Origin of the sequence: Sorangium sp. So ce693 (genome assembly GCF_051521375.1) — a bacterium.
Taxonomy (GTDB): domain Bacteria; phylum Myxococcota_A; class Polyangia; order Polyangiales; family Polyangiaceae; genus Sorangium; species Sorangium atrum.
The window spans coordinates 10,602,923-10,621,282 of the sequence record NZ_CP150347.1; the positions used below are offsets into that span (position 1 = coordinate 10,602,923).

Annotated in this window: 21 protein-coding genes; 8 read left to right on the top strand and 13 right to left on the bottom strand. The window is 71.0% G+C overall.

Features of this window, described 5'->3' with window-relative positions; translation table 11 throughout:
- Positions 1–174: 174 nt before the first annotated feature.
- The 7 genes from WMF14_RS39495 to WMF14_RS39525 all read left to right on the top strand — a co-directional run bounded on the left by WMF14_RS39495 (position 175) and on the right by WMF14_RS39525 (position 6,035).
- Positions 175–792 (top strand): MerR family transcriptional regulator, encoded by a 618-nt coding sequence (locus tag WMF14_RS39495; protein WP_437794966.1) that lies wholly within the window; start codon positions 175–177, stop codon positions 790–792.
- A gap of 18 nt (positions 793–810) precedes the next feature.
- Positions 811–2,028: an IscS subfamily cysteine desulfurase gene (locus tag WMF14_RS39500; protein ID WP_437804383.1), complete on the top strand. Its 1,218-nt coding sequence runs from the start codon at positions 811–813 to the stop codon at positions 2,026–2,028.
- Between the two features lie 72 nt (positions 2,029–2,100).
- Positions 2,101–2,538 carry a Fe-S cluster assembly scaffold IscU gene (gene iscU, locus WMF14_RS39505; RefSeq protein WP_272102765.1) on the top strand — a complete coding sequence of 146 codons (438 nt, stop codon included), beginning with the start codon at positions 2,101–2,103 and terminating at the stop codon, positions 2,536–2,538.
- A 67-nt stretch (positions 2,539–2,605) separates the two neighbouring features.
- Positions 2,606–3,082 carry a HesB/IscA family protein gene (locus WMF14_RS39510; RefSeq protein ID WP_437325153.1) on the top strand — a complete coding sequence of 159 codons (477 nt, stop codon included), beginning with the start codon at positions 2,606–2,608 and terminating at the stop codon, positions 3,080–3,082.
- 57 nt (positions 3,083–3,139) lie between these two features.
- Positions 3,140–3,676: a Fe-S protein assembly co-chaperone HscB gene (hscB, locus tag WMF14_RS39515; protein ID WP_272102763.1), complete on the top strand. Its 537-nt coding sequence runs from the start codon at positions 3,140–3,142 to the stop codon at positions 3,674–3,676.
- Positions 3,673–5,679, top strand: a complete 2,007-nt coding sequence (hscA, locus tag WMF14_RS39520) for a Fe-S protein assembly chaperone HscA (protein WP_437794970.1) — start codon at positions 3,673–3,675, stop codon at positions 5,677–5,679. Before hscB ends, hscA begins: the two co-directional genes overlap by 4 nt.
- Positions 5,679–6,035, top strand: coding sequence for a 2Fe-2S iron-sulfur cluster-binding protein (locus tag WMF14_RS39525; RefSeq protein ID WP_437295123.1), 357 nt, complete (start codon positions 5,679–5,681; stop codon positions 6,033–6,035). Before hscA ends, WMF14_RS39525 begins: the two co-directional genes overlap by 1 nt.
- 53 nt (positions 6,036–6,088) lie before the next feature.
- Here WMF14_RS39525 and WMF14_RS39530 read toward each other — a convergent pair whose 3' ends face one another.
- The gene (locus WMF14_RS39530) at positions 6,089–6,364 is read right to left on the bottom strand and encodes a hypothetical protein (protein ID WP_437794973.1); all 276 of its coding nucleotides are present in this window, start codon (positions 6,362–6,364) and stop codon (positions 6,089–6,091) included.
- Between the two features lie 263 nt (positions 6,365–6,627).
- Here WMF14_RS39530 and WMF14_RS39535 point away from each other — a divergent pair, with 263 nt between their 5' ends.
- Positions 6,628–7,182: a DUF4142 domain-containing protein gene (locus WMF14_RS39535; protein WP_272102759.1), complete on the top strand. Its 555-nt coding sequence runs from the start codon at positions 6,628–6,630 to the stop codon at positions 7,180–7,182.
- A gap of 58 nt (positions 7,183–7,240) precedes the next feature.
- Here the strand turns inward: WMF14_RS39535 and WMF14_RS39540 are convergent, their stop codons facing one another.
- The 12 genes from WMF14_RS39540 to trxA form a co-directional block, all read right to left on the bottom strand.
- Positions 7,241–7,867, bottom strand: coding sequence for a hypothetical protein (locus tag WMF14_RS39540; RefSeq protein WP_437794974.1), 627 nt, complete (start codon positions 7,865–7,867; stop codon positions 7,241–7,243).
- On the bottom strand, positions 7,864–8,502 hold the full coding sequence (locus WMF14_RS39545; protein WP_272102758.1) for a hypothetical protein: 639 nt from the start codon (positions 8,500–8,502) through the stop codon (positions 7,864–7,866). Before WMF14_RS39545 ends, WMF14_RS39540 begins: the two co-directional genes overlap by 4 nt.
- A gap of 147 nt (positions 8,503–8,649) precedes the next feature.
- Positions 8,650–9,054, bottom strand: coding sequence for a hypothetical protein (locus WMF14_RS39550; protein WP_437794976.1), 405 nt, complete (start codon positions 9,052–9,054; stop codon positions 8,650–8,652).
- 176 nt (positions 9,055–9,230) lie between these two features.
- Complete coding sequence (gene ychF, locus WMF14_RS39555; RefSeq protein WP_437325159.1) at positions 9,231–10,322, bottom strand: redox-regulated ATPase YchF; 1,092 nt, start codon at positions 10,320–10,322, stop codon at positions 9,231–9,233.
- 441 nt (positions 10,323–10,763) lie between these two features.
- Complete coding sequence (locus WMF14_RS39560; protein WP_437794978.1) at positions 10,764–11,882, bottom strand: DegT/DnrJ/EryC1/StrS family aminotransferase; 1,119 nt, start codon at positions 11,880–11,882, stop codon at positions 10,764–10,766.
- Positions 11,879–12,553, bottom strand: a complete 675-nt coding sequence (locus WMF14_RS39565) for an acyltransferase (protein WP_272102754.1) — start codon at positions 12,551–12,553, stop codon at positions 11,879–11,881. Before WMF14_RS39565 ends, WMF14_RS39560 begins: the two co-directional genes overlap by 4 nt.
- Complete coding sequence (locus WMF14_RS39570; RefSeq protein WP_437794980.1) at positions 12,550–14,193, bottom strand: hypothetical protein; 1,644 nt, start codon at positions 14,191–14,193, stop codon at positions 12,550–12,552. Before WMF14_RS39570 ends, WMF14_RS39565 begins: the two co-directional genes overlap by 4 nt.
- Positions 14,194–14,199: 6 nt before the next feature.
- Positions 14,200–14,472, bottom strand: coding sequence for a preprotein translocase subunit SecG (gene secG, locus WMF14_RS39575; protein WP_272102752.1), 273 nt, complete (start codon positions 14,470–14,472; stop codon positions 14,200–14,202).
- 107 nt (positions 14,473–14,579) lie between these two features.
- Positions 14,580–15,413 (bottom strand): triose-phosphate isomerase, encoded by an 834-nt coding sequence (gene tpiA / locus WMF14_RS39580; RefSeq protein ID WP_437804385.1) that lies wholly within the window; start codon positions 15,411–15,413, stop codon positions 14,580–14,582.
- A gap of 5 nt (positions 15,414–15,418) precedes the next feature.
- Positions 15,419–16,654 carry a phosphoglycerate kinase gene (locus tag WMF14_RS39585; RefSeq protein WP_272102750.1) on the bottom strand — a complete coding sequence of 412 codons (1,236 nt, stop codon included), beginning with the start codon at positions 16,652–16,654 and terminating at the stop codon, positions 15,419–15,421.
- A gap of 4 nt (positions 16,655–16,658) precedes the next feature.
- Entirely contained in the window at positions 16,659–17,684 is a 1,026-nt protein-coding gene (gap, locus tag WMF14_RS39590) for a type I glyceraldehyde-3-phosphate dehydrogenase (protein WP_272102749.1), read from the bottom strand.
- 245 nt (positions 17,685–17,929) lie between these two features.
- Positions 17,930–18,253, bottom strand: a complete 324-nt coding sequence (gene trxA / locus WMF14_RS39595) for a thioredoxin (RefSeq protein WP_437277059.1) — start codon at positions 18,251–18,253, stop codon at positions 17,930–17,932.
- Positions 18,254–18,360: the final 107 nt, after the last annotated feature.

The following is an 18,360-nucleotide window of genomic DNA, read 5'->3' on the forward strand; positions in this document are numbered from 1 at the left end:
CCCGCGTCCCGCGGTGCGCCCCCCTGGATGCTCCTCCGGAAGGTCACGCGGCGCTCGATTTCGCCTCCTTCCGCCATGTCACACAGACTCCCGTACAACCCGGTTGACAGTCTTGGCGCGGCGCCCTACAAGGTCCGCAACCCTAACGCGTACGTAAGGGTTAAGGTTTCCCCCATGACGACCCGCCACCACCTTCCCGTTGCCCACGAGCAAAGCATCGGCGGGCCCTTCGTGTCCAGCACGTCCAAGGCGGACGCGAGAACGGAGGCGCCTGACGATGCCGAGGGGGAGGAAGACCGTCTACTCCAGGTGGGGGACATCGCCAAGGCGACCGGCAAGACCGTGCGGGCGATCCACCACTACGAGGAGGTCGGGCTGCTCATCCCGCACGCCCGCTCCAAGGGTCGCTACCGGCTCTACGACCACGCGGCCCTCACCCGCGTCCGGTGGATCGGCAAGCTCCACGACCTCGGCCTGTCGCTGAGCCAGATCCAGCAGATCGTCTCGACCTGGGAGTCGTCCTCGTCTGCCCCCGGCGCGATGTCGCAGATCCGCCACGTCTACCAGCAGAAGCTCGAAGAGGTGCGGGAGCAGATCGCGCACCTCGAGACCCTCGAGCACGAGCTCGTGGCGAGCCTCGCCTACCTCGACACCTGCGAGACGTGCGACCCGGCAGAGCTCGTCGCCGCCTGCACGAACTGTAACCTCCACGACAAGAGCACGGCTGAGCCCGAGCTCGTCGCCGGTATCCGCGGCAATGGGCATTGCCGCCACGGCTCGAATCACCGCTGAGCGAGAAACACCATGGGTATCCAGCTTCCGATTTACATGGACTACCACGCGACGACGCCGGTCGATCCGCGTGTCCTCGACGCCATGCTGCCGTATTTCAACGGCAAATTCGGCAACGCCGCGAGCCGGAGCCACGTCTTCGGCTGGACGGCCGAGGAGGCGGTCGGCCACGCGCGCGAGACGCTCGCCAGGTTCATCGGCGCCTCGAACCCCAAGGAGATCGTCTTCACCTCCGGCGCGACCGAGAGCGACAACATCGCCATCAAGGGGGTCGCCGAGTTCTACAGGGACAAGGGCAACCACATCATCACGAGCGTCATCGAGCACAAGGCGGTGCTCGACACCTGCAAGCGGCTCGAGAAGCAGGGCTACGAGGTCACCTACCTCAAGGTCGACAAGTACGGGATGGTCGACCCGGACGACGTCGCCCGGGCGATCACCGACAAGACGATCCTCGTCTCGATCATGCTGGCCAACAACGAGGTCGGCACGGTCCAGCCCATCGCCGAGATCGGAAAGATCACGAAATCGAAGGGCATCCTCCTCCACTCCGACGCGGTGCAGGGGGTCGGGAAGGTCCCGTTCAACGTCGAGCAGATGGGGGTCGACCTCGCGTCGGTGACGGCCCACAAGATCTACGGCCCGAAGGGCATCGGCTGCCTGTACGTGCGCAGGTCGAAGCCGCGCGTCCGCATCACCGCGCAGATGGACGGCGGCGGCCACGAGTTCGGCATGCGGTCCGGCACGCTCAACGTGCCCGGCATCGTCGGGTTCGCCAGGGCGGCCGAGATCCTCATCGAGGAGGGCGAGGCGGAGTCGGCGCGCATCCTGTCGCTGCGCGAGCGGCTCAGGAACCGGCTCTGGAAGGAGCTCGACGCCATCCAGCTGAACGGCTCGCCCGATCGGCGGCTGCCGGGCAACCTCAACGTGTCGTTCAGCTTCGTCGAGGGCGAGGCCATGATGATGGCGATCAAGGACGTGGCGGTCTCGAGCGGCTCGGCGTGCACGAGCGCCAGCCTGGAGCCCTCCTACGTCCTCCACGCGATGGGCATCGGCGACGACCTCGCCCACTCGTCCATCCGGTTCGGGCTCGGGCGCTTCACCACCGAGGAGGAGGTCGACTACGTGGCTGACCTCGTGATCCGGAAGGTGAACAAGCTGCGCGACATGTCGCCGCTCTACGAGATGCACAAAGAGGGGATCGACCTGAACAGCGTGCAGTGGGCGGCCCACTGACGAGCGGCGCGGGCGCCGCCGGCCCGACAGAGCGAGATTTCGAGACGAAAGGAAACGGTCGAGGAGAGAGCCATGGCATACAGCGATAAGGTCATCGAGCACTACGAGAACCCCCAGAACGTCGGCACGCTCGACAAGAATGACGAGCACGTCGGCACCGGGCTCGTCGGCGCTCCGGCCTGCGGCGACGTCATGCGCTTGCAGATCAAGGTCGGCGAGGGCGGCGTCATCGAGGACGCGAAGTTCAAGACGTTCGGCTGCGGGTCGGCCATCGCGTCGTCGTCGCTCGCCACCGAGTGGCTGAAGGGCAAGACGATCGACGAGGCCGAGACGATCAAGAACAGCATGATCGCCGAGGAGCTCCACCTGCCTCCGGTGAAGATCCATTGCTCGGTCCTCGCCGAGGACGCGATCAAGAGCGCCATCGCCGACTTCCGTGCCAAGCAGCAGGCGAAGAAGGAGCTCGCGGGCGCGGCGCCTTCGGCCACCGCGACGGCGAGCGCGGAGTAACAGCGCCGGGGCTTCGGGGCGGAGGCGGCCCACAGCACCGGAACCGGTACCGGAGAAGGAACGACGCATGCAGAGCAGTGAGCAGACCACGACCAAGGCGGCGGACACCGGGCCGCACGCCGCGCCGACCGCGACCGCAGACGCCGCGCCCGCGCGCGGCGACGGGGCCTCGGGCGAGGCGGAGGCCAAGTCGAAGCGGACGCTCTCGGTCAGCGACGCCGCGGTGCAGGCCATCCGGGCGCAGCTCGCCAAGCGCGGCACACCCGAGGGCGCCATCCGGGTCGGGATCCGCGGCGGCGGCTGCTCCGGGTTCTCCTATGTCATCGAGTTCGAGGACAAGCCGCCCCGGTCCGGCGACCTCGTCCTGGAGTTTGCGGAGCCGGACAAGGCGACCGTGCGCGTCTTCTGCGACAAGAAGAGCATCCTCTACCTGGGCGGCTCGGTGCTCGACTGGGAGAAGACGCTCATGTTCCAGGGCTTCAAGTTCAAGAACCCGCACGAGGCGACGCGCTGCGGCTGCGGGCACTCGTTCACGGTGGCCTGAGCCGCCGCAAGGGAGCGCGCGCGAGAGCTCGCCGAGGCGCCTCCCCAAGAGCACGCCATGACCGATCCCTTCGATACCCTGGGCGTCGAGCCGCGGTTCGACCTCGACCTGCGCACGCTGGAGCAGCGCCACCGCGACCTCTCCCGCGCGCTCCACCCCGATCGCTACGCGGGCGCCCCCGCGGCCGAGCGCCGGCTCGCGCTCGGCCGCGCGATCGAGGCGAACGACGCCCTGCGCGTCCTCAAGGATCCGATCCGCCGGGCCGAGGCGCTGCTCCAGCGCGCGGGGGTCGCGCGGGGCGAGGAGGGCGAGCAGAAGGCCTCCCCCGCCCTGCTCATGGAGATGATGGAGTCGCGCGAAGAGCTCGCCGAGGCGGCGAAGGGGCGCGATCCCGCGCGGATCGCGCGGCTCGGCGAGGCGATGCTCGCACGCGAGCAGGCGACCCTCACGGCGATCCAGGGCGCCTTCGCCGCCGCAGGGAATGATCCGGAGCAGCTGAAGGGCGTGCTCGCGTTGCTCAGCGAGCTCCGCTACATCCGGCGGTTCCTCGACGAAGTGAGCGCCATCGAAGAAGAGCTCGCAGATTTGAAATGACCCTCCTCGAAATTTTCGACCCCAAAGCAAGGCCCAGCCCGATCGGCATCGATCTCGGGACGACGAACTCGCTCGTCGCCCGCGTGCGCGACGGCCGCCCGGTGGTCATCGACGACTGCAACGGAGAGCGGCTCGTTCCGTCGGTCGTGCACTACGACGAGCGCGGGCACGCGGTCGTGGGCGACAGCGCGCGGCGGCTCGCGCAGAGCTACCCCCGCGAGACCATCGTCAGCGTGAAGCGCTTCATGGGCCGCGGCGCGAACGATCCGGAGACGCGGCGGCTCGGGCCGTACGAGTTCGCGGAGCCCAAGGGCCCCGAGGACGCGAAGAGCGTGCGCTTCAAGGTGCGGGACGCGGTCGTGACGCCCGTCGAGGTGTCGGCGGAGATCTTGAGGGAGCTCCGCACCTCGGCGGAGCGCGAGCTCCGCTCCGTGGGCGGCGCGGTGATCACGGTGCCGGCGTACTTCGACGACGCTCAGCGGCAGGCGACCAAGGACGCGGGCCGGCTGGCCGGTCTGGAGGTGCTGCGCCTGCTCAACGAGCCGACCGCCGCGGCGCTCGCGTACGGGCTCGACAAGCAGCAAAACGGCCTGTTCGCCGTGTACGACCTCGGCGGCGGGACGTTCGACGTCACCGTGCTCCTGCTCGACAACGGGGTCTTCCAGGTGAAGTCCACCGGGGGCGACAGCTCGCTCGGCGGCGACGACATGGACAGGGCGCTCGCAGAGCGGCTGCTCGAGGAGATGGGCGCGACGCGGCGCACGCCCGAGGTGGTGCGGCTCGCGCTCGACACCGCCCGCAGCATCAAGCACGCGCTGACCGACGCGACGCAGATCGAGATCGAGCTGCCCGTGCAGGCGGCCGAGGCGACGGGCGGCCCGGCGTCGAAGCTGGTCACCGTGACCCGCGACGAGCTGAACGCGCTCATCACGCCGCTCCTGGAGCGCACGGGCGTCGCGTGCCGCCGCGCGCTCCGCGACGCGGGCGTCCAGGCCGCGGACCTCGACGGCGTGATCCTCGTGGGCGGCGCGACGCGCGTGCCCCACGTGCGCGACTACGTGGCGAGCCTCTTCGGCAAGGAGCCGCTCAAGGACATCGATCCCGAGGAGGTCGTCGCGCTCGGCGCGGCCATCCAGGCCGACATCCTGGCCGGCTCGATGGATCGCGCGGACGAGGTGCTCCTGCTCGACGTGCTGCCGCTGTCGCTCGGCATCGAGACGATGGGCGGCGTCGCCGAGAAGATCCTGCCGAGGAACACGACGATCCCGGCAGGGGCGCGGCAGGTCTTCACGACGTACGCGGACAACCAGACCGGGTTCGATCTGCACATCGTGCAGGGCGAGCGGGAGCTCGCCGCCGACTGCCGCTCGCTCGCGCGCTTCGTGCTGAAGGGGATCCCGCCGATGCCCGCGGGCATGGCGCGGCTCGAGGTGACGTTCCGCGTGGACGCCGACGGCCTGCTCGGCGTGACCGCGCGCGAGCTGACGACGGGGGTCGAGCAGAAGGTCGAGGTCAAGCCGAGCTACGGGCTGACCGATGAGGAGGTCGAGGACATGCTCCTCGCGGCGCTGGACCACGGCGAGGAAGACCTCCTCAAGCGCCGGCTGGTCGAGGCGCGGGTCGAGGGCGAGCGCGTGGCGATGGCGACGCGCAAGGCGCTCGCCGCGGACGCCGATCTGCTCGAGCCGGGCGAGCGCGAGGGGATCGAGGGCGCGCTGAAGGGCCTCGACGCCGCGATCCGCGGGGACAAGCCGGGGCTCATCCTGGCGCGCACGGAGGCGCTCGACGAGGCGACGCACGGCTGGGCTGGTCGGCGGATGGACCGCGCCGTGGCCAGGGCGATCGCGGGCAAGCAGGTCGAGGACGTCGAGGCGAAGGTCGCCGCGGCGAAGGGCGTGGACGCGCACCTGGCCGAGCACGGCGGGGACGACGCGAGCCACGCGCCGGTCGAGGCGAGCGGCGCTGGCCCGGCGAAGGCCGGCGTCGAGGCGAGGAGGAGCTGATGGCCAAGGTCCGATTTCTGGCGCACGGCCGCGCGTGGGAGGTCGAGGCCCCGGTGGGCTCGTCCGTCCTCCAGGCGTCGAAGTCCGTGGGCGCGCCCGAGGGCGACGCGTGCGGCGGCGTCTGCGCGTGCTCGACCTGCCACGTCTACGTCACGAAGGGGCGCGAGCTCCTCAGCGAGGCCGAGGAAGACGAGGAGGACATCCTCGACAAGGCCTTCGACGTCCGGTCGACGAGCCGCCTCGGCTGTCAGGCGAAGATCTTGAAAGACGGCGATATCGAGGCGGAGATCTCCCGCGAGAGCCTCGACGCTTTCTACAACGAGCACCCGAACGTGAAGGATCCGCGCAAGGGCTGAGCCCTCGGCGCGAGCCGACCAGCGCGATCAGCCCGCAACGGCGACAGGAGCAGCTACGGCGGCGGGCTCACCTTCGTGGTCGTCGGCTTCGGTTCGCGCTGCGCGGGCGGCGGGCGGCGGAGCTTGTCCAGCTCCGTGCGCGCCTCGACGGCGATGCGCCGAGCGATGTGGGCGAAGGCCGAGACGGCCTCCCTGGCGGGCGGCGTCGAGACGATCGCGACGAGGTGCTGCGCGGCCGTCTTCCTGCCGATGGGGACGAGGAAGAAGGTCAGGGCGGCGAGGAGGAATACGACGCCGTTCGTGAGGCGCTTGAAGAACTCGCCGACCACAGGCGCCGAGCGTAGATGGAGCGATCGGCCGGGGCCCAGTTCTCGGGCGCCTTTTGCCCTTCCGCCGGGCGTGGCCTGCTGCGCCGAGCGCGTGGACGGCGGACCGCCCCATGTTCGCTGCCCCTTGCCAGAGCGCCGGCGACTCACGACATACGGCGAGCGCATCGACCCGGGGGCGCCGAGCAGTGGAGTCCGGCCGTCCCGGGGCGATGGAGCGATCGGCACGGCCGCCGGAAGGCGGCCGAGACAAGGAGGGGACTGAGATGCTCAAGCCTGTTCTATTCACCATCATGATGGCGGCGGCGTCCGCGCCGGCCTCTGCTGCGGCAGAGGGGCAGGGCTCGACAGGGCAGCAGGCCCAGGCCAACCAAACCAAGCTCAGCGAGTCAGATCGGGAGTTCGTCGAGAAGGCTGGTCAGGGAGGGCTCCTGGAGGTGCGGCTCGGGCAGCTCGCGAAGCAGCGCACCGCGAGCCCGGAAGTGAAGCGCTTCGCGCAGCGGATGGTCGACGATCACACGGCGATCAACAAGCGGCTCGCGGAGCTCGCGCACCGCAAGGACGCGCTCGTGCCGCAGGAGCTCGCGCAGAAGCACCGCGAGGACGTCGACAAGCTGTCCAAGAAGACAGGGGCCGAGTTCGACAGGGACTACATGAGCGCGATGGTCGATGACCACCAGCGCGACATCGAGGAGTTCGAGAAGGCCTCGAAGGAGGCGAAGGACGCCGACGTGAAGCACTTCGCCGCCTCGACGCTGCCGCAGCTCCAGGAGCACCTCGCGATGGCGAAGCAGGTCCACGGCAAGGTGAAGGGGAAGTAGCGGCGCGAGCGCGCCGGCCCCGCGCGGCGCGGCCGGCGCACCGCCGACGAGGACGAGGTCAGGCGACCACGCGCGCCGCGCGCTCGGGCCTCTCCGCTGGCGGCGGGGTCGTCCTCGACCTCGCCGCGCCGCGGACGGGCGCGAGCTTGCCCCGGAGCTTCTGGTACGCGGCCGTGTCGACCGGCTCGCCCCGGACCCAGGTGCGGATGAACGGCGCCACCCCGGACTCCCAGCCGGCCCCGAGGCGAAGCGCGAGGAACTCGCCGTAGAGCGCGGTGAAGAGCGTCTCGAGCTCCTCGATGAGGTACATGCGCTCGTAGAACTGCTCGTCCACGGCGTCCTTGACGACGCTCGGGATCTTCACGCCCGAGAGCGAGAACGCGTCGGCGTTGAACAGGAAGGCATACTCGAGCTCTCCGCGCGTGACGCGGACGCGCGCGTGCGACGGGAGCTTGCCCTGGCGCAGCGCCTCGTGGGCCTCGGGGGCGCTGCTCGGCGCCGCGCCCTTGAGCCGGCTCTGCTCCTTCTCCTGGACGAGGGTGATCTGCCCCTCGAGCCAGAGCTCGCAGACGCCGAGGGCGTCCAGGGAGAAGCGGCCCTCGAAGAGCTCGCTCTCGAACCAGAGCCAGACGAGGAATTCGCGGCCGACGAACCGGCGCTGCTCGATCAGCTCAGCGAGGCTCACAGGGCACCTCCAAGGGTCGATTCAGCGTGGAAGACCGTGGGCTTGAGCAGCTCGAACGCGGCCAGCTGCTCGGCCGTCAAGCCGAGCTCACGGGCGGCCGTGTACGGGCTCTCCGGCACGAGATCGAGCTCGAAGGTCTCCTCGAAGAGCTCCGAGAGCCCCTCGTGCGCGCGCGGCGACTGGTTCCAGAACCGGACGACGCCGGCCTCCAGGTTCCAGGACAGATCCACGACCTTCATCACCGGCATGAGCTGCGCGCGGAGCTTCCTCGACACGACGGCCCGGAGCTCCTCCTTCTCGCGCCGCCCGAGCTTTTCGCGCCCGCGCTTGGCGAGGTGCTCCCGCTCCGCCTCGGCGAAATGCGCCTTGAAGAGCGCCGAGGGCACCTGCCAGCGATCGGTCCTGAGGCCGAGGTTGATGTACGAGTTGAAGAAGATCTTGCCGTGATCGAGCTCGCAGTCGAGCGGATTCTCGATGGAGCACCACCCGGCGCGCTGCTCCGCGTCCTCCTCGACCGTGAGCGGCCGGAACGCGCGGAGCTGGATTCGCTCGACGAACCTGTCGCGGAAGCCCTCGGTGAGCTCGCCGCGGACATAGAACTTCGAGAATGAGATGGATCCTTTGAGTGCGCCCAAATGATCGTCCTTTCGTCTCGTGAAGGGCGAAGGAGGTAGCCGAGCGGATCCAGGGGGTCAAAAAACCGGACGGGGCGACGCGGCCATCGGCCAGAGAACGCCGACGAACGGCGACGGCCGCCAGGCGGGCTGGGCAGCGAGGCGCGGTCAGAGCGGCTGGACCAGCGGCGGGCGCAGCCAGCGACCCGAGAACGGGCCAGTGAGGTAAAAGCGGTAGTGAAGGAAATAGGGCTCTTCGTCGGGCCCGCAGAAGACGACGGTGGATCGCAGGAAACGGCCGAAGACGTCGTCGCCGGGCTCCGTGGACAGGCTGTGGCCGATGGCCACCGCGGGTACCGCAGGAAAGCGGGGCGGCGCGCCCTCCGAGAACCCGCGCGGCAGATCGCACGGAGCGGGCGGAACAGGCGCCCGCGCCGCGCCGACGCCCGGGTCCGGGGCGCCCGCCTCCTCGGGCGGGACGTCGGTGGAAGCCGCGACACAGCCCGCCACGGCGCTCCCCGACGAGGCAAGGAGAACCAGCACACGCCACGCGCCGACGCTCGCCCTGGGCACCGTCCTGCCTCCGTCCGAGAAGCGCGAGTCCGCGGAGGGCCGGCGGTCGTGGCCGGCACACCGCGCCTGCGCGAACGCCGGAAGAGCAACGGCGGTGCCGCGCCGCCCGCGCAGCAGGGGCGCACCGAGCGCGCTCGCGGAGCCCGACGGCAGCGGCGCGCTCGTGGGGCGGACGGTCAGACGTTGAAGAGGAAGTGCGCGACGTCGGCGTCCTGGAAGACGTACGTCTTGCCCTCGACGCGCAGCTTGCCGGCGGCGCGGATGGCGGCCTCGGTCCTGTGCTCGACGAGGTCGTCCACCCTGTAGACCTCCGCCCGGATGAAGCCCTTCTCGAAATCGCTGTGGATGACCCCCGCGGCCTGCGGCGCCGTACACCCGATCGGGATCGTCCAGGCGCGGATCTCCTTGGGACCGGCCGTGTAGTAGCTCTGGAGGCCGAGCAGCCGGTAGGCCTCGCGCGCGAGCGTCGAGAGGGCCGGCTCCTTCATGCCGAGGCTCTCGAGCATCTCCTTGCGCTCGTCGGGCGCGAGCTCGTTCAGCTCCGCCTCGAGCTTGCTGCAGACGGGCACGACGCCGCTGCCCTCGGAGGCGGCGCGCTCGCGCACCTTCGTCGCGAGCGGGCCCGTGCCGGAGACGTCGGACTCGTCGACGTTCGCCACGTAGAGGACCTTCTTCGCCGTGATGAGGCCGAACGTCTTCACGACCTTCCGCTGCTCCTCGTCGAAGGAGAGCCCGCGGACGGGCTTGCCGGCCTGGAGCGCCTCGAGGCACTTCTCCATGAGCGCGATCTTGGGGAGGAGCTCCTTGTCGCCCTTGGCCTGCTTCCGCGTGCGCTCCAGCATCCCCTCGAGGGAGCCGAGGTCGGCCAGCATCAGCTCCGTCTCGATCGTGTCGATGTCGCGGAGCGGGTCGACCCCGCCGTCGACGTGCACGACGTCCGCGAGCGTGAAGCAGCGGACCACGTGGAGGATGGCATCTACCTCACGGATATGACTCAAGAATTTGTTCCCGAGCCCCTCGCCCGTGCTCGCGCCGCGCACGAGCCCGGCGATGTCGACCACCTGCACCATGGCGGGGATGATCTTCTCGGTCTTGATGAACTTCGCGAGCGTCGTGAGCCGGTCGTCAGGGACAGGGACGGCGCCGACGTTGGGCTCGATCGTGCAGAAGGGGTAATTCTGCGCCTCGGCCTTGGCGGCCGTCAGCGCGTTGAACAGGGTGCTCTTGCCCACGTTGGGCAGTCCGACGATGCCAACCTCGACGCTCATGGCGCGCACGTCTAGCACAGGCAGGGTCGCGCGGCCCGACCCCGTGGGCAGCACCGCCCAGCGAGATTCCCGGTTTGCCGCGCCGCCGTCCGCCGTCCGCCGTCAGCGCCGCGCGCGGCCGGGCGCGCGGCGCTGACGGCGAGGTGCTCGACGAACGCGCGCCCCCGCGCGGGCAGGAAGCGCGACAGGAGGTACACCCGCGACGACCTCTGGCGGCGCACAGGAGCCCCCGGCGAGCACCTCGCGCAGCCTGCCCGCGGCGACGTCGGGCGCGGCGAGGTGCGCGGGCAGCTCGGCCGGGCCGAGGCTTCACGCGCCGATGGTACGCTCCGGAGATCGGATTCACCGCTCGCGAGGCTCCGCGCGAAGGTGCCGCTGGACGAGGGCGCGCTGCGGATCATCGACGCGGCGCCTTGACGCCGCTGCGCCGAAGCGTCCGGCTCAGCCGAAAAACGAGGCGATAGCGGTCGCCACGCGGGCGACCTCCTCGCCTGTGAGCTCGGGAAAGATGGGGAGCGCGAGCGTGTCGCGCGCCGCCGCCTCCGCGACCGGAAGGGAGCCCTCCGGCGGGCCAAGGCGCGCGAAGCAGGGCTGGAGGTGGAGCGGCGCGGGATAATAGATCTCGGTGCCGATGCCCTGCTCCGCGAGCGAGCTCCGCAGCGGATCGCGCAGAGAGGCATCCTTCAGGCGAATCACATACTGATTGAACGTGTGCCCCGCAGCGCCGGCGTCCGGCAGCGTCAGCGGCAGATCTCGCCCGCCGAGCAGCGCGGCATACCGCGCGGCGTGCTCGCGCCGCCGCTCGAGGAGCGCGCCGAGCCGCGGGAGCTTGCGGCGGAGGAGCGCCGCCTGGAGCGCGTCGAGCCGGAAGTTGCCGCCGATACGGGTGTGATGGTGCTTCCTCCGAGCGCCCTGCGCCCTGAGCGTCCGGACGCGCTCCGCGAGCTCGTCGTCGTCGGTGGCCACGAGCCCGCCATCGCCGAAACCGCCGAGGTTCTTGGTCGGGAAGAACGAGAAGCATCCCATGAGCCCGAGCGCCCCCGCGCGGCGGCCGCCGCGCTCGGCGCCGAACGCCTGGGCCGCGTCCTCGATGACCGGCAGGCCACGGCCGCCCGCGATCGCGAGGAGCTCATCCATGGGCGCGCAGTCGCCGAAGAGGTGGACGGCGAGGATCGCCCGGGTGCGCTCCGTCAGGGCGCGCGCCGTCGAGGCGGGGTCGATGTTCAACGAGCCAGGGAGCACGTCCGCGAAGACCGGCGTGGCGCCGGAGCGGTGGATGGCGCCCGCGGTCGCGAAGAACGTGTACGCGGGGCACACGACCTCGTCGCCCGCGCCGACGCCGAGCGCCATCAGCGCGACGAGCAGCGCGTCGGTGCCGGAAGAGACGCCGATCGCGTGCCGGACGCCGAGGTACGCGGCGCACTCCGACTCGAAGGCCTCGACCTCCGGACCGAGGATGTAGTGGCCGCTCCGGAGGACGGACTGGAACACGGCGGAGAGCTCGTCCTGCAGGGCGAGATCTCCGCGGGCTCGATCGAAGAAGGGAACAGGGGCGGTCATCCGTCGGTGTCCTCCGCGGAGAGGGGATCGCGGTAATGGCGCGTGGCCGCGGCGCGGGGCCGGGCGAGCGGCGCGTCCTCGTCGAGGTCGAGACAGCGGACGATGTCGCCGCGGCGCTCGTAGCGATAGCCGCTCTCGGGGCAGCGCAGGAGGCCGTCGCGCGCGGCGACGAGCTTGTGACCGTGGCGGCTCATCCAGCCGGTGCGCCGGGCCGGCACGCCGGTGACGAGCGCATAGTCGGGCACGTCGCGCGTGACGACCGCGCCGGCGCCGACGAACGCATGGCGCCCTATCGTGACGCCGCAGACGATGGTGGCATTGGCGCCCACGGTGGCGCCGCGACGGATGCGCGTCGTGTCGAGGAACGCGCGGCGGTCGATCGGGGCACGCGGGTTGACGACGTTGGTGAGCACCGCGGACGGGCCGAGGAACACGTCGTCCTCGACCAGCGTGCCGTCATAAAGAGACACGTTGTTCTGGATCCGGACGCCATCGCCGATGACGGCGGTGCCCGCGACGAAGACGTTCTGGCCGAGGACGCAGGCGCGCCCGATCCGCGCCCCCGCCGAGATATGGCAGAAGTGCCACACCTTCGTCCCCTCGCCGATGTCGCAGGGCTCGTCGATGCACGCAGACGGGTGCGCGAAGAAGGGCTTTGCAGGCTCGCTCATGGCGCCCTGTCCGCGGGGCCGCTGGGGCCACCCTCCGGCAGGGCCCCCAGCGCGCCGCCTGCCGGAGGCACCGGCCAGATCCCCCAGGCGCCGCGCGTCGCGAGCGGCGGGCCGGCGAAATCGATGACGGGCGGCCTGACGCGCCCGATGAGGTAGGCGGCGCCCAGGCCGGCGGCGCGGCGCGCGAGCGAGGCGGGGTCCTCGAAGCTCGAGCGGACAGGCGGATCACGGGGATCGATCGAGCGATCGGGGTGCACCCCCTCGGGACGCGCGAGGGCGGCGAGCGCCGCGAGGTGGCCATAGTCGACGACCTCGAGGAGGAGGGGCGCGGAAGGAGGCGTGAGCTCCGCGGCGGCGCGGCCGATGGCGACCTCGTCCCTCCGCGGATTGAAGTGCTCGCGGCGCAGGTGCGGCCGGAAGAAGGCGCCGAGGGCGAGCACCACCAGCAGCGCGCCGCCGAGGGCGCGCCGCGCGCCGGCCGAGGCGCCCCGGAACGCGCGCGCCGAGAGATCCCCGACGGCGAGCGCGAGCAAGAGCAGCGCGAGGAGGGTCGCTCGCTCGGGGTGGTGGGTGGGCGCGCCGTCGCGCACGAGGGCGAGCGAGAGCGCCGTGATCTGGAAGGCGGCGACCGCGCCGGGGAGCGCGTACGGACGGGCCGCGCGAAGGAGCGGCGGGAGCGGGCGCGCTGCCCCCGGCGCAGCGCCGCGGCGGGCGCGCCAGGCGACGAGGGCGATGGCGATGGGCCACACGAAGAGCTCCGGCTCCTCGCGGACCATCGCGGCAGGGTACGCGAAGAGCCGCAGCAGGGCGCCGTCGCCGCCCGGGCCGATCGCGCTGCGGTAGGAGGCGACGCGAGCGAGGAAATGCAGCGCGTCGCCGTGGGCGGCGCGGTTCCACGCGATCCACGCGGCGGGCCCGGCGAGCGCGACGAGCGCGGCGAGCGCGAGCTTCGCCTGCGCGCCGCGGCCCTGGCCGAGGCGGGCGGCGGCGAGCAGCGCCATCGCCGCGAAGGCGACGGCGACGGACCAGGGCTCGTAGCGGGAGAGCGTCGCGAGCACGAGCGCGAGCGCGCCGAGGAGGGCGCGCCCGGCCGGCGGCGCAGGCCCGGCCGGCGGCGTGACGAGCGACGCCACCGCGAACAGCGAGAGGGCGGCGGTCGGCAGCTCGGGGACCGTCGCCACGCCCAGGCAAGCGCTCCAGGGAAAGGCGCCGGCGAGCAGCGCGCCGGCGAGCGCGGCGCGGCGGTCGCCCGTGATCCAGCGGGCGGAGAGATGGACGAGCGCGGCCGAAGCGAGGCCGAGGGCGAAGGCGATGGCGCGGGCGACCTCGAGGGTCGGCGTGAAGACGCAGAAGAGCGCGCCGTTGAGCCAGAAAGGGACAGGCAGCCAGCTCGTCCCCGTCGGGTCGAGCCGGGGCGCGTGGGCCCACGCTTGCGCGAGGACCACGCGCGCGAAGTCGTCGTCGCTCACCGCCCGGAAGCCGAGCGCGAGGACCAGGGCGGAGACAACCGCCTTGGCGAGGGCAACGACGGCAAGGTCGCGCGCGAAAGGGACGGAGACGGCCGACGCCGCCTCCACGGACGACCCCACGTCGAGCGCCCTGCCCGCTTCCCTCCCCGGCGCGGGGGCGGGCCCTAGCACGCGAGCCTACTTTTCCTGGGACTTCTCGAACTCGCGCAGCTCGCGGTCACCTGCCGACGAGAGGTAGGCGAGCGACACGCTCGTCGCCATGAAGACGGCGGCGCAGACGGCCGTGAGGCGGGTCATGAAGTTGCCTGCGCCGCGGCCGCCGAACACCTGCGCCGTCGCGCCGCCCATGGCCGAGCCCATCCCGCCCCCGCGGCCCTGCTGGAGGAGCACGACGAGGATCAGGAACAGACAGACGAACACGTGCACGATGTTGAGGAGCGTGTGAAGCATCGGCGTCTTTCAGCTGGGTGAGTCTGGCCCGCGCGAGGGGCCCAGGGGGGCAAGTGGGCGGCAGGACAGGCCGGCGCTCCCGCGGCGAGACGGGAGCGGCCTGCGATCTACCCCTGTTCCGCGCGCTCCGCCAGTCGGTGAGCGGCCTCGACGATCTTGGCGAAGCCAGCGGCGTCGAGCGAAGCCCCTCCGACCAGCGCGCCGTCGATGTCGTCCTGGGCGAGCAGCGCCTCGGCGTTGTCGGCCTTGACGCTGCCGCCGTAGAGGATGCGCGTGACGCCCGCGAGGTCCTCCGAGGCCTTCGCGAGCAGGCCGCGGATGAACGCGTGCACCTCCTGAGCGTCCTCGGCGCGCGCGACCTTGCCCGTCCCGATCGCCCAGACCGGCTCGTAGGCGATGACGCCGAAGCCGGGCTGCTTCGCGAGCTCGTCGAGGACGGCGCGGACTTGCCGCTCGACCACGGCGAGCGTGTCACCCGCCTCGCGCTGCTCGAGCGTCTCGCCGACGCAGACGATGGGGCGCAGCTCGGCGGCCATCGCCGAGGCGACCTTCCGGGCGACCGACTCGTCGGTCTCGGCGAACAGCTGCCGCCGCTCGCTGTGCCCGAGGATCACCCAGGTCGCGCCCGCGTCCTTGAGCATGCCCGAGGAGACCTCGCCGGTGAACGCCCCGGAGACCTCCGCGCTCATGTTCTGCGCGGCGATGCCGACCTCGCTCTTCGCCTCCGCGAGCTCATGAGCCACGGCGGCGATCGCCGTGAACGGCGGAGCGACCACCACCTCGGCCCGGGTGAGCTCACGCGTCGCCTTGGCGACGGCCGCCGAGAGAGGACATGCGTCCTGGCCCCCGGCGTTCATCTTCCAGTTGCCGGCGATGAGCGGACGACGCGAGGCCGCCCGCGAGGCGGCGCCCGCCTCTCCGGGCGTGCCCCCATCGTTCACGGGCTTCACTCGCTCACCTCGGCCGACCGGAGCGCCTCGACGCCCGGGAGACGCTTGCCCTCGATGAGCTCGAGCGAAGCGCCGCCGCCGGTCGAGATGTGATCGAAGCCCTTGGCGATGTGCTCGCCGGCCTGCTTGACCGCCGCCGCGCTGTCGCCGCCGCCGACCACTGTGAAGCCGGAGGCGCCGCTCATGATGCGCGCGACGTCGAACGTGCCCTTGGAGAAGGCGGGCGTCTCGAAGAGGCCCATCGGGCCGTTCCAGAACACCGTCTTCGCCCTCTCGATCGCCTGGCCGAACTGCTCGATCGACCGGGGGCCGATGTCGAGCGCCATCGTGCCCTCGGGGATCGCGTCGACGGACGCGGGCTCGCCCTGCGTCGCGTCGATGCTCGAGGCGACGACGGCATCGACGGGCAGGAGGAGCTGGATGCCCCGATCGCGCGCCTTGCTCATGATCGTGCGCGCCAGCGGGAGCTTGTCCTCCTCGATCCGGCTCTTCTGCAGGTTCTTGCCCTGCGCGGCGAGGAAGGTGTTCGCCATCGCGCCGCCGATGCACAGGGTGTCGACCACGTTGAGGAGCGCCTCGACGACGTCGATCTTGTCGGAGACCTTGGCGCCGCCGAGGACGGCGACGTAAGGCTTCTCCGGGCGATCGACGAGCCGGGTCAGCGCCTTGAGCTCCTTCTGGAGGAGGAGGCCGGCGGCGCGCTCGCGCATGAGGCGCGGCAGCGCGTGCACCGACGCGTGAGCGCGGTGCACGGCGCCGAAGGCGTCGTCGACGTAGACGTCGCAGAGCTCGGCGAGCTGGCGCGCGAAGCCCTCGTCGTCCTTCTCCTCCTCCTCGTGGAAGCGGAGGTTCTCGAGGAGGCAGATCTGGCCCGCCCGGAGGTCGTAGATGACCTTCTTGGGCGAGTCGCCGACACAGTCGTCCGGCAGGTGGACCTCGTAGCCCGTGAGCTCACTGAGCCGCCCCCCGCACGGCTCCAGCGAGAGCCCCTCGGTCTTGCCCGGCTTCGGGCGGCCGAGGTGCGACGCGAGGATCACCTTCGCGCCCGCCTCCATGACGAGCTTGATCGTCGGGATCGCCTCGCGGATGCGCGAGTCGTCCGTGATCTTGCCCGTCTTCTTGTCGAGCGGGACGTTGAAGTCGACGCGGATGAAGACGCGCTTGCCGCTGAGGCCAGCAGCGCCCCCGGCGGCGGCGAGGTCTTCGACGGAGCGGATTCCGGTGAGCTTCACGGCGCTAGACGCCCTTCCTCGCCACGAGCTGCGCGAGGTCGATCATGCGGTTCGAGAAGCCCCACTCGTTGTCGTACCACGAGAAGATCTTCGCGAAGCGATCGCCGAGGACCGACGTCATGGTCGAGTCGAAGGTGCTGGACGCGGGCGAGCCGATGAAGTCGCCCGAGACGAGCTCCCGATCGGTGTAGTTGAGGACGTCCTTCATCGGCCCCTGCTCGGCGGCCTGCTTCATCGCGGCGTGGATGCTCTCCTTCGTGATCGGCTTCTCGGTCTCGAGGGTGAGGTCCACGAGCGAGACGTCGACCGTGGGGACGCGGATCGCGAGCCCGTCGAACTTGCCCTTGAGCGCCGGGATGACCTCGGACAGCGCCTTCGCGGCGCCGGTGCTCGAGGGGATCATGTTGACGGCGGCGGCGCGCGCGCGGCGCAGGTCGCCCTTGCGGTGCGGGATGTCGAGCAGGTGCTGGTCGTTCGTGTACGAGTGGACCGTCGTCATCAGGCCGCGGACGATGCCGAAGTTGTCGAGCATCACCTTGGCGATGGGGGCGAGGCAGTTCGTCGTGCAGGAGCCGCACGAGATGACCGTGTGCTTCTGCGCGTCGTAGAGCTCGTCGTTCACGCCCATCACGACCGTGAGGTCGTGGCCCTTGGCCGGCGCGCTGATGATGACGCGCTTGGCGCCCGCGTTGATGTGGCCGGCGGCCTTCGCCTTGTCCGTGAAGAGGCCGGTGCACTCGAGGACGATGTCGACGCCGAGGCTCTTCCACGGCAGCTCGGCCGGATCCTTCAGCGCGAGGACCTCGATCTTCCGATCGCCGATGCTGATGTGCTTGTCGCCGTGACCGACCTTCGCCGCCTTGAACTCGCGGTGGATCGAGTCGTACTGGAAGAGGTGGGCGAGCGTCGCCGGATCCGTCAGGTCGTTGATGGCGACCAGCTCGATATCCTTCACGCCGCGCTCGTAAAGCGCGCGGACAATGCAGCGTCCGATGCGCCCAAAACCGTTAATTGCGATCTTCGTCGCCATCACGAACTCCTGGGAAAGTGGCCGGCGCGAGTCGTAGTCACCTCGCGCGCGACGGTCAAGCAAAGCCTCAGCCGCGGGGCGCCGGCGACGTGGAGCGCCGGCGGCGGCGGGGCCGCGGCCGGCTGGCCGGAGCGGCGCCTCGCCGGGAGGGCTTTCGGTCGGTATTTGGGGTGGTTTCGGTCTGTGGGAAGGGGAGCGCCGGCGCGCTCGGGCTCTGTCGCGCCGGCGTCACGCGTGGCCGCGGATCAGACGCCGAGCTCCTTGAGGAGCTTCTCCTTGCTCGCGACGCCGGTGTACGAGCCCGCCTTCTCGCCGCCCCGGAACAGGATGCAGGTCGGAACGGCGCGGACGTTGTATTTCTGGGCGAGCTTGGGCGCCGCGTCGATGTCGAGCGACCCGACCTTCAGCGTGCCCTGGGACTCGGCGGCGATCTTTGCGACGATCGGCGCGAGCTGCTTGCAGGGTCCGCACCAGGTAGCCGTGAAGTCCACGAGCACGGGGATGGGGGAGTTGAGGACCTCGGACTCGAAATTCTCGTTGGTGAGGGTGAGGACGTGCTCGCCTGCCATGATTGTCTCCGTCGGTGCCGCGCTGTTCATGTTCGGGGCCGCGCGGGTGGTGCGCGGGGCGCGCCCCGTGAGTTGACCGAGGCCGCGCCAGCCTATCGGCCCGATGC

Excerpts from the sequence above, each read along its gene's own strand:
- WMF14_RS39525 (WP_437295123.1), top strand. The coding sequence starts at position 5,679 with ATGGCCAAGGTCCGATTTCTGGCGCACGGCCGCGCGTGGGAGGTCGAG.
- WMF14_RS39535 (WP_272102759.1), top strand. The coding sequence starts at position 6,628 with ATGCTCAAGCCTGTTCTATTCACCATCATGATGGCGGCGGCGTCCGCG.
- WMF14_RS39565 (WP_272102754.1), bottom strand. The coding sequence starts at position 12,553 with ATGAGCGAGCCTGCAAAGCCCTTCTTCGCGCACCCGTCTGCGTGCATC.
- secG (WP_272102752.1), bottom strand. The coding sequence starts at position 14,472 with ATGCTTCACACGCTCCTCAACATCGTGCACGTGTTCGTCTGTCTGTTC.
- trxA (WP_437277059.1), bottom strand. The coding sequence starts at position 18,253 with ATGGCAGGCGAGCACGTCCTCACCCTCACCAACGAGAATTTCGAGTCC.
- WMF14_RS39495 (WP_437794966.1), top strand. The coding sequence starts at position 175 with ATGACGACCCGCCACCACCTTCCCGTTGCCCACGAGCAAAGCATCGGC.
- ychF (WP_437325159.1), bottom strand. The coding sequence starts at position 10,322 with ATGAGCGTCGAGGTTGGCATCGTCGGACTGCCCAACGTGGGCAAGAGC.
- WMF14_RS39560 (WP_437794978.1), bottom strand. The coding sequence starts at position 11,882 with ATGACCGCCCCTGTTCCCTTCTTCGATCGAGCCCGCGGAGATCTCGCC.
- iscU (WP_272102765.1), top strand. The coding sequence starts at position 2,101 with ATGGCATACAGCGATAAGGTCATCGAGCACTACGAGAACCCCCAGAAC.
- WMF14_RS39510 (WP_437325153.1), top strand. The coding sequence starts at position 2,606 with ATGCAGAGCAGTGAGCAGACCACGACCAAGGCGGCGGACACCGGGCCG.
- gap (WP_272102749.1), bottom strand. The coding sequence starts at position 17,684 with ATGGCGACGAAGATCGCAATTAACGGTTTTGGGCGCATCGGACGCTGC.
- hscB (WP_272102763.1), top strand. The coding sequence starts at position 3,140 with ATGACCGATCCCTTCGATACCCTGGGCGTCGAGCCGCGGTTCGACCTC.
- hscA (WP_437794970.1), top strand. The coding sequence starts at position 3,673 with ATGACCCTCCTCGAAATTTTCGACCCCAAAGCAAGGCCCAGCCCGATC.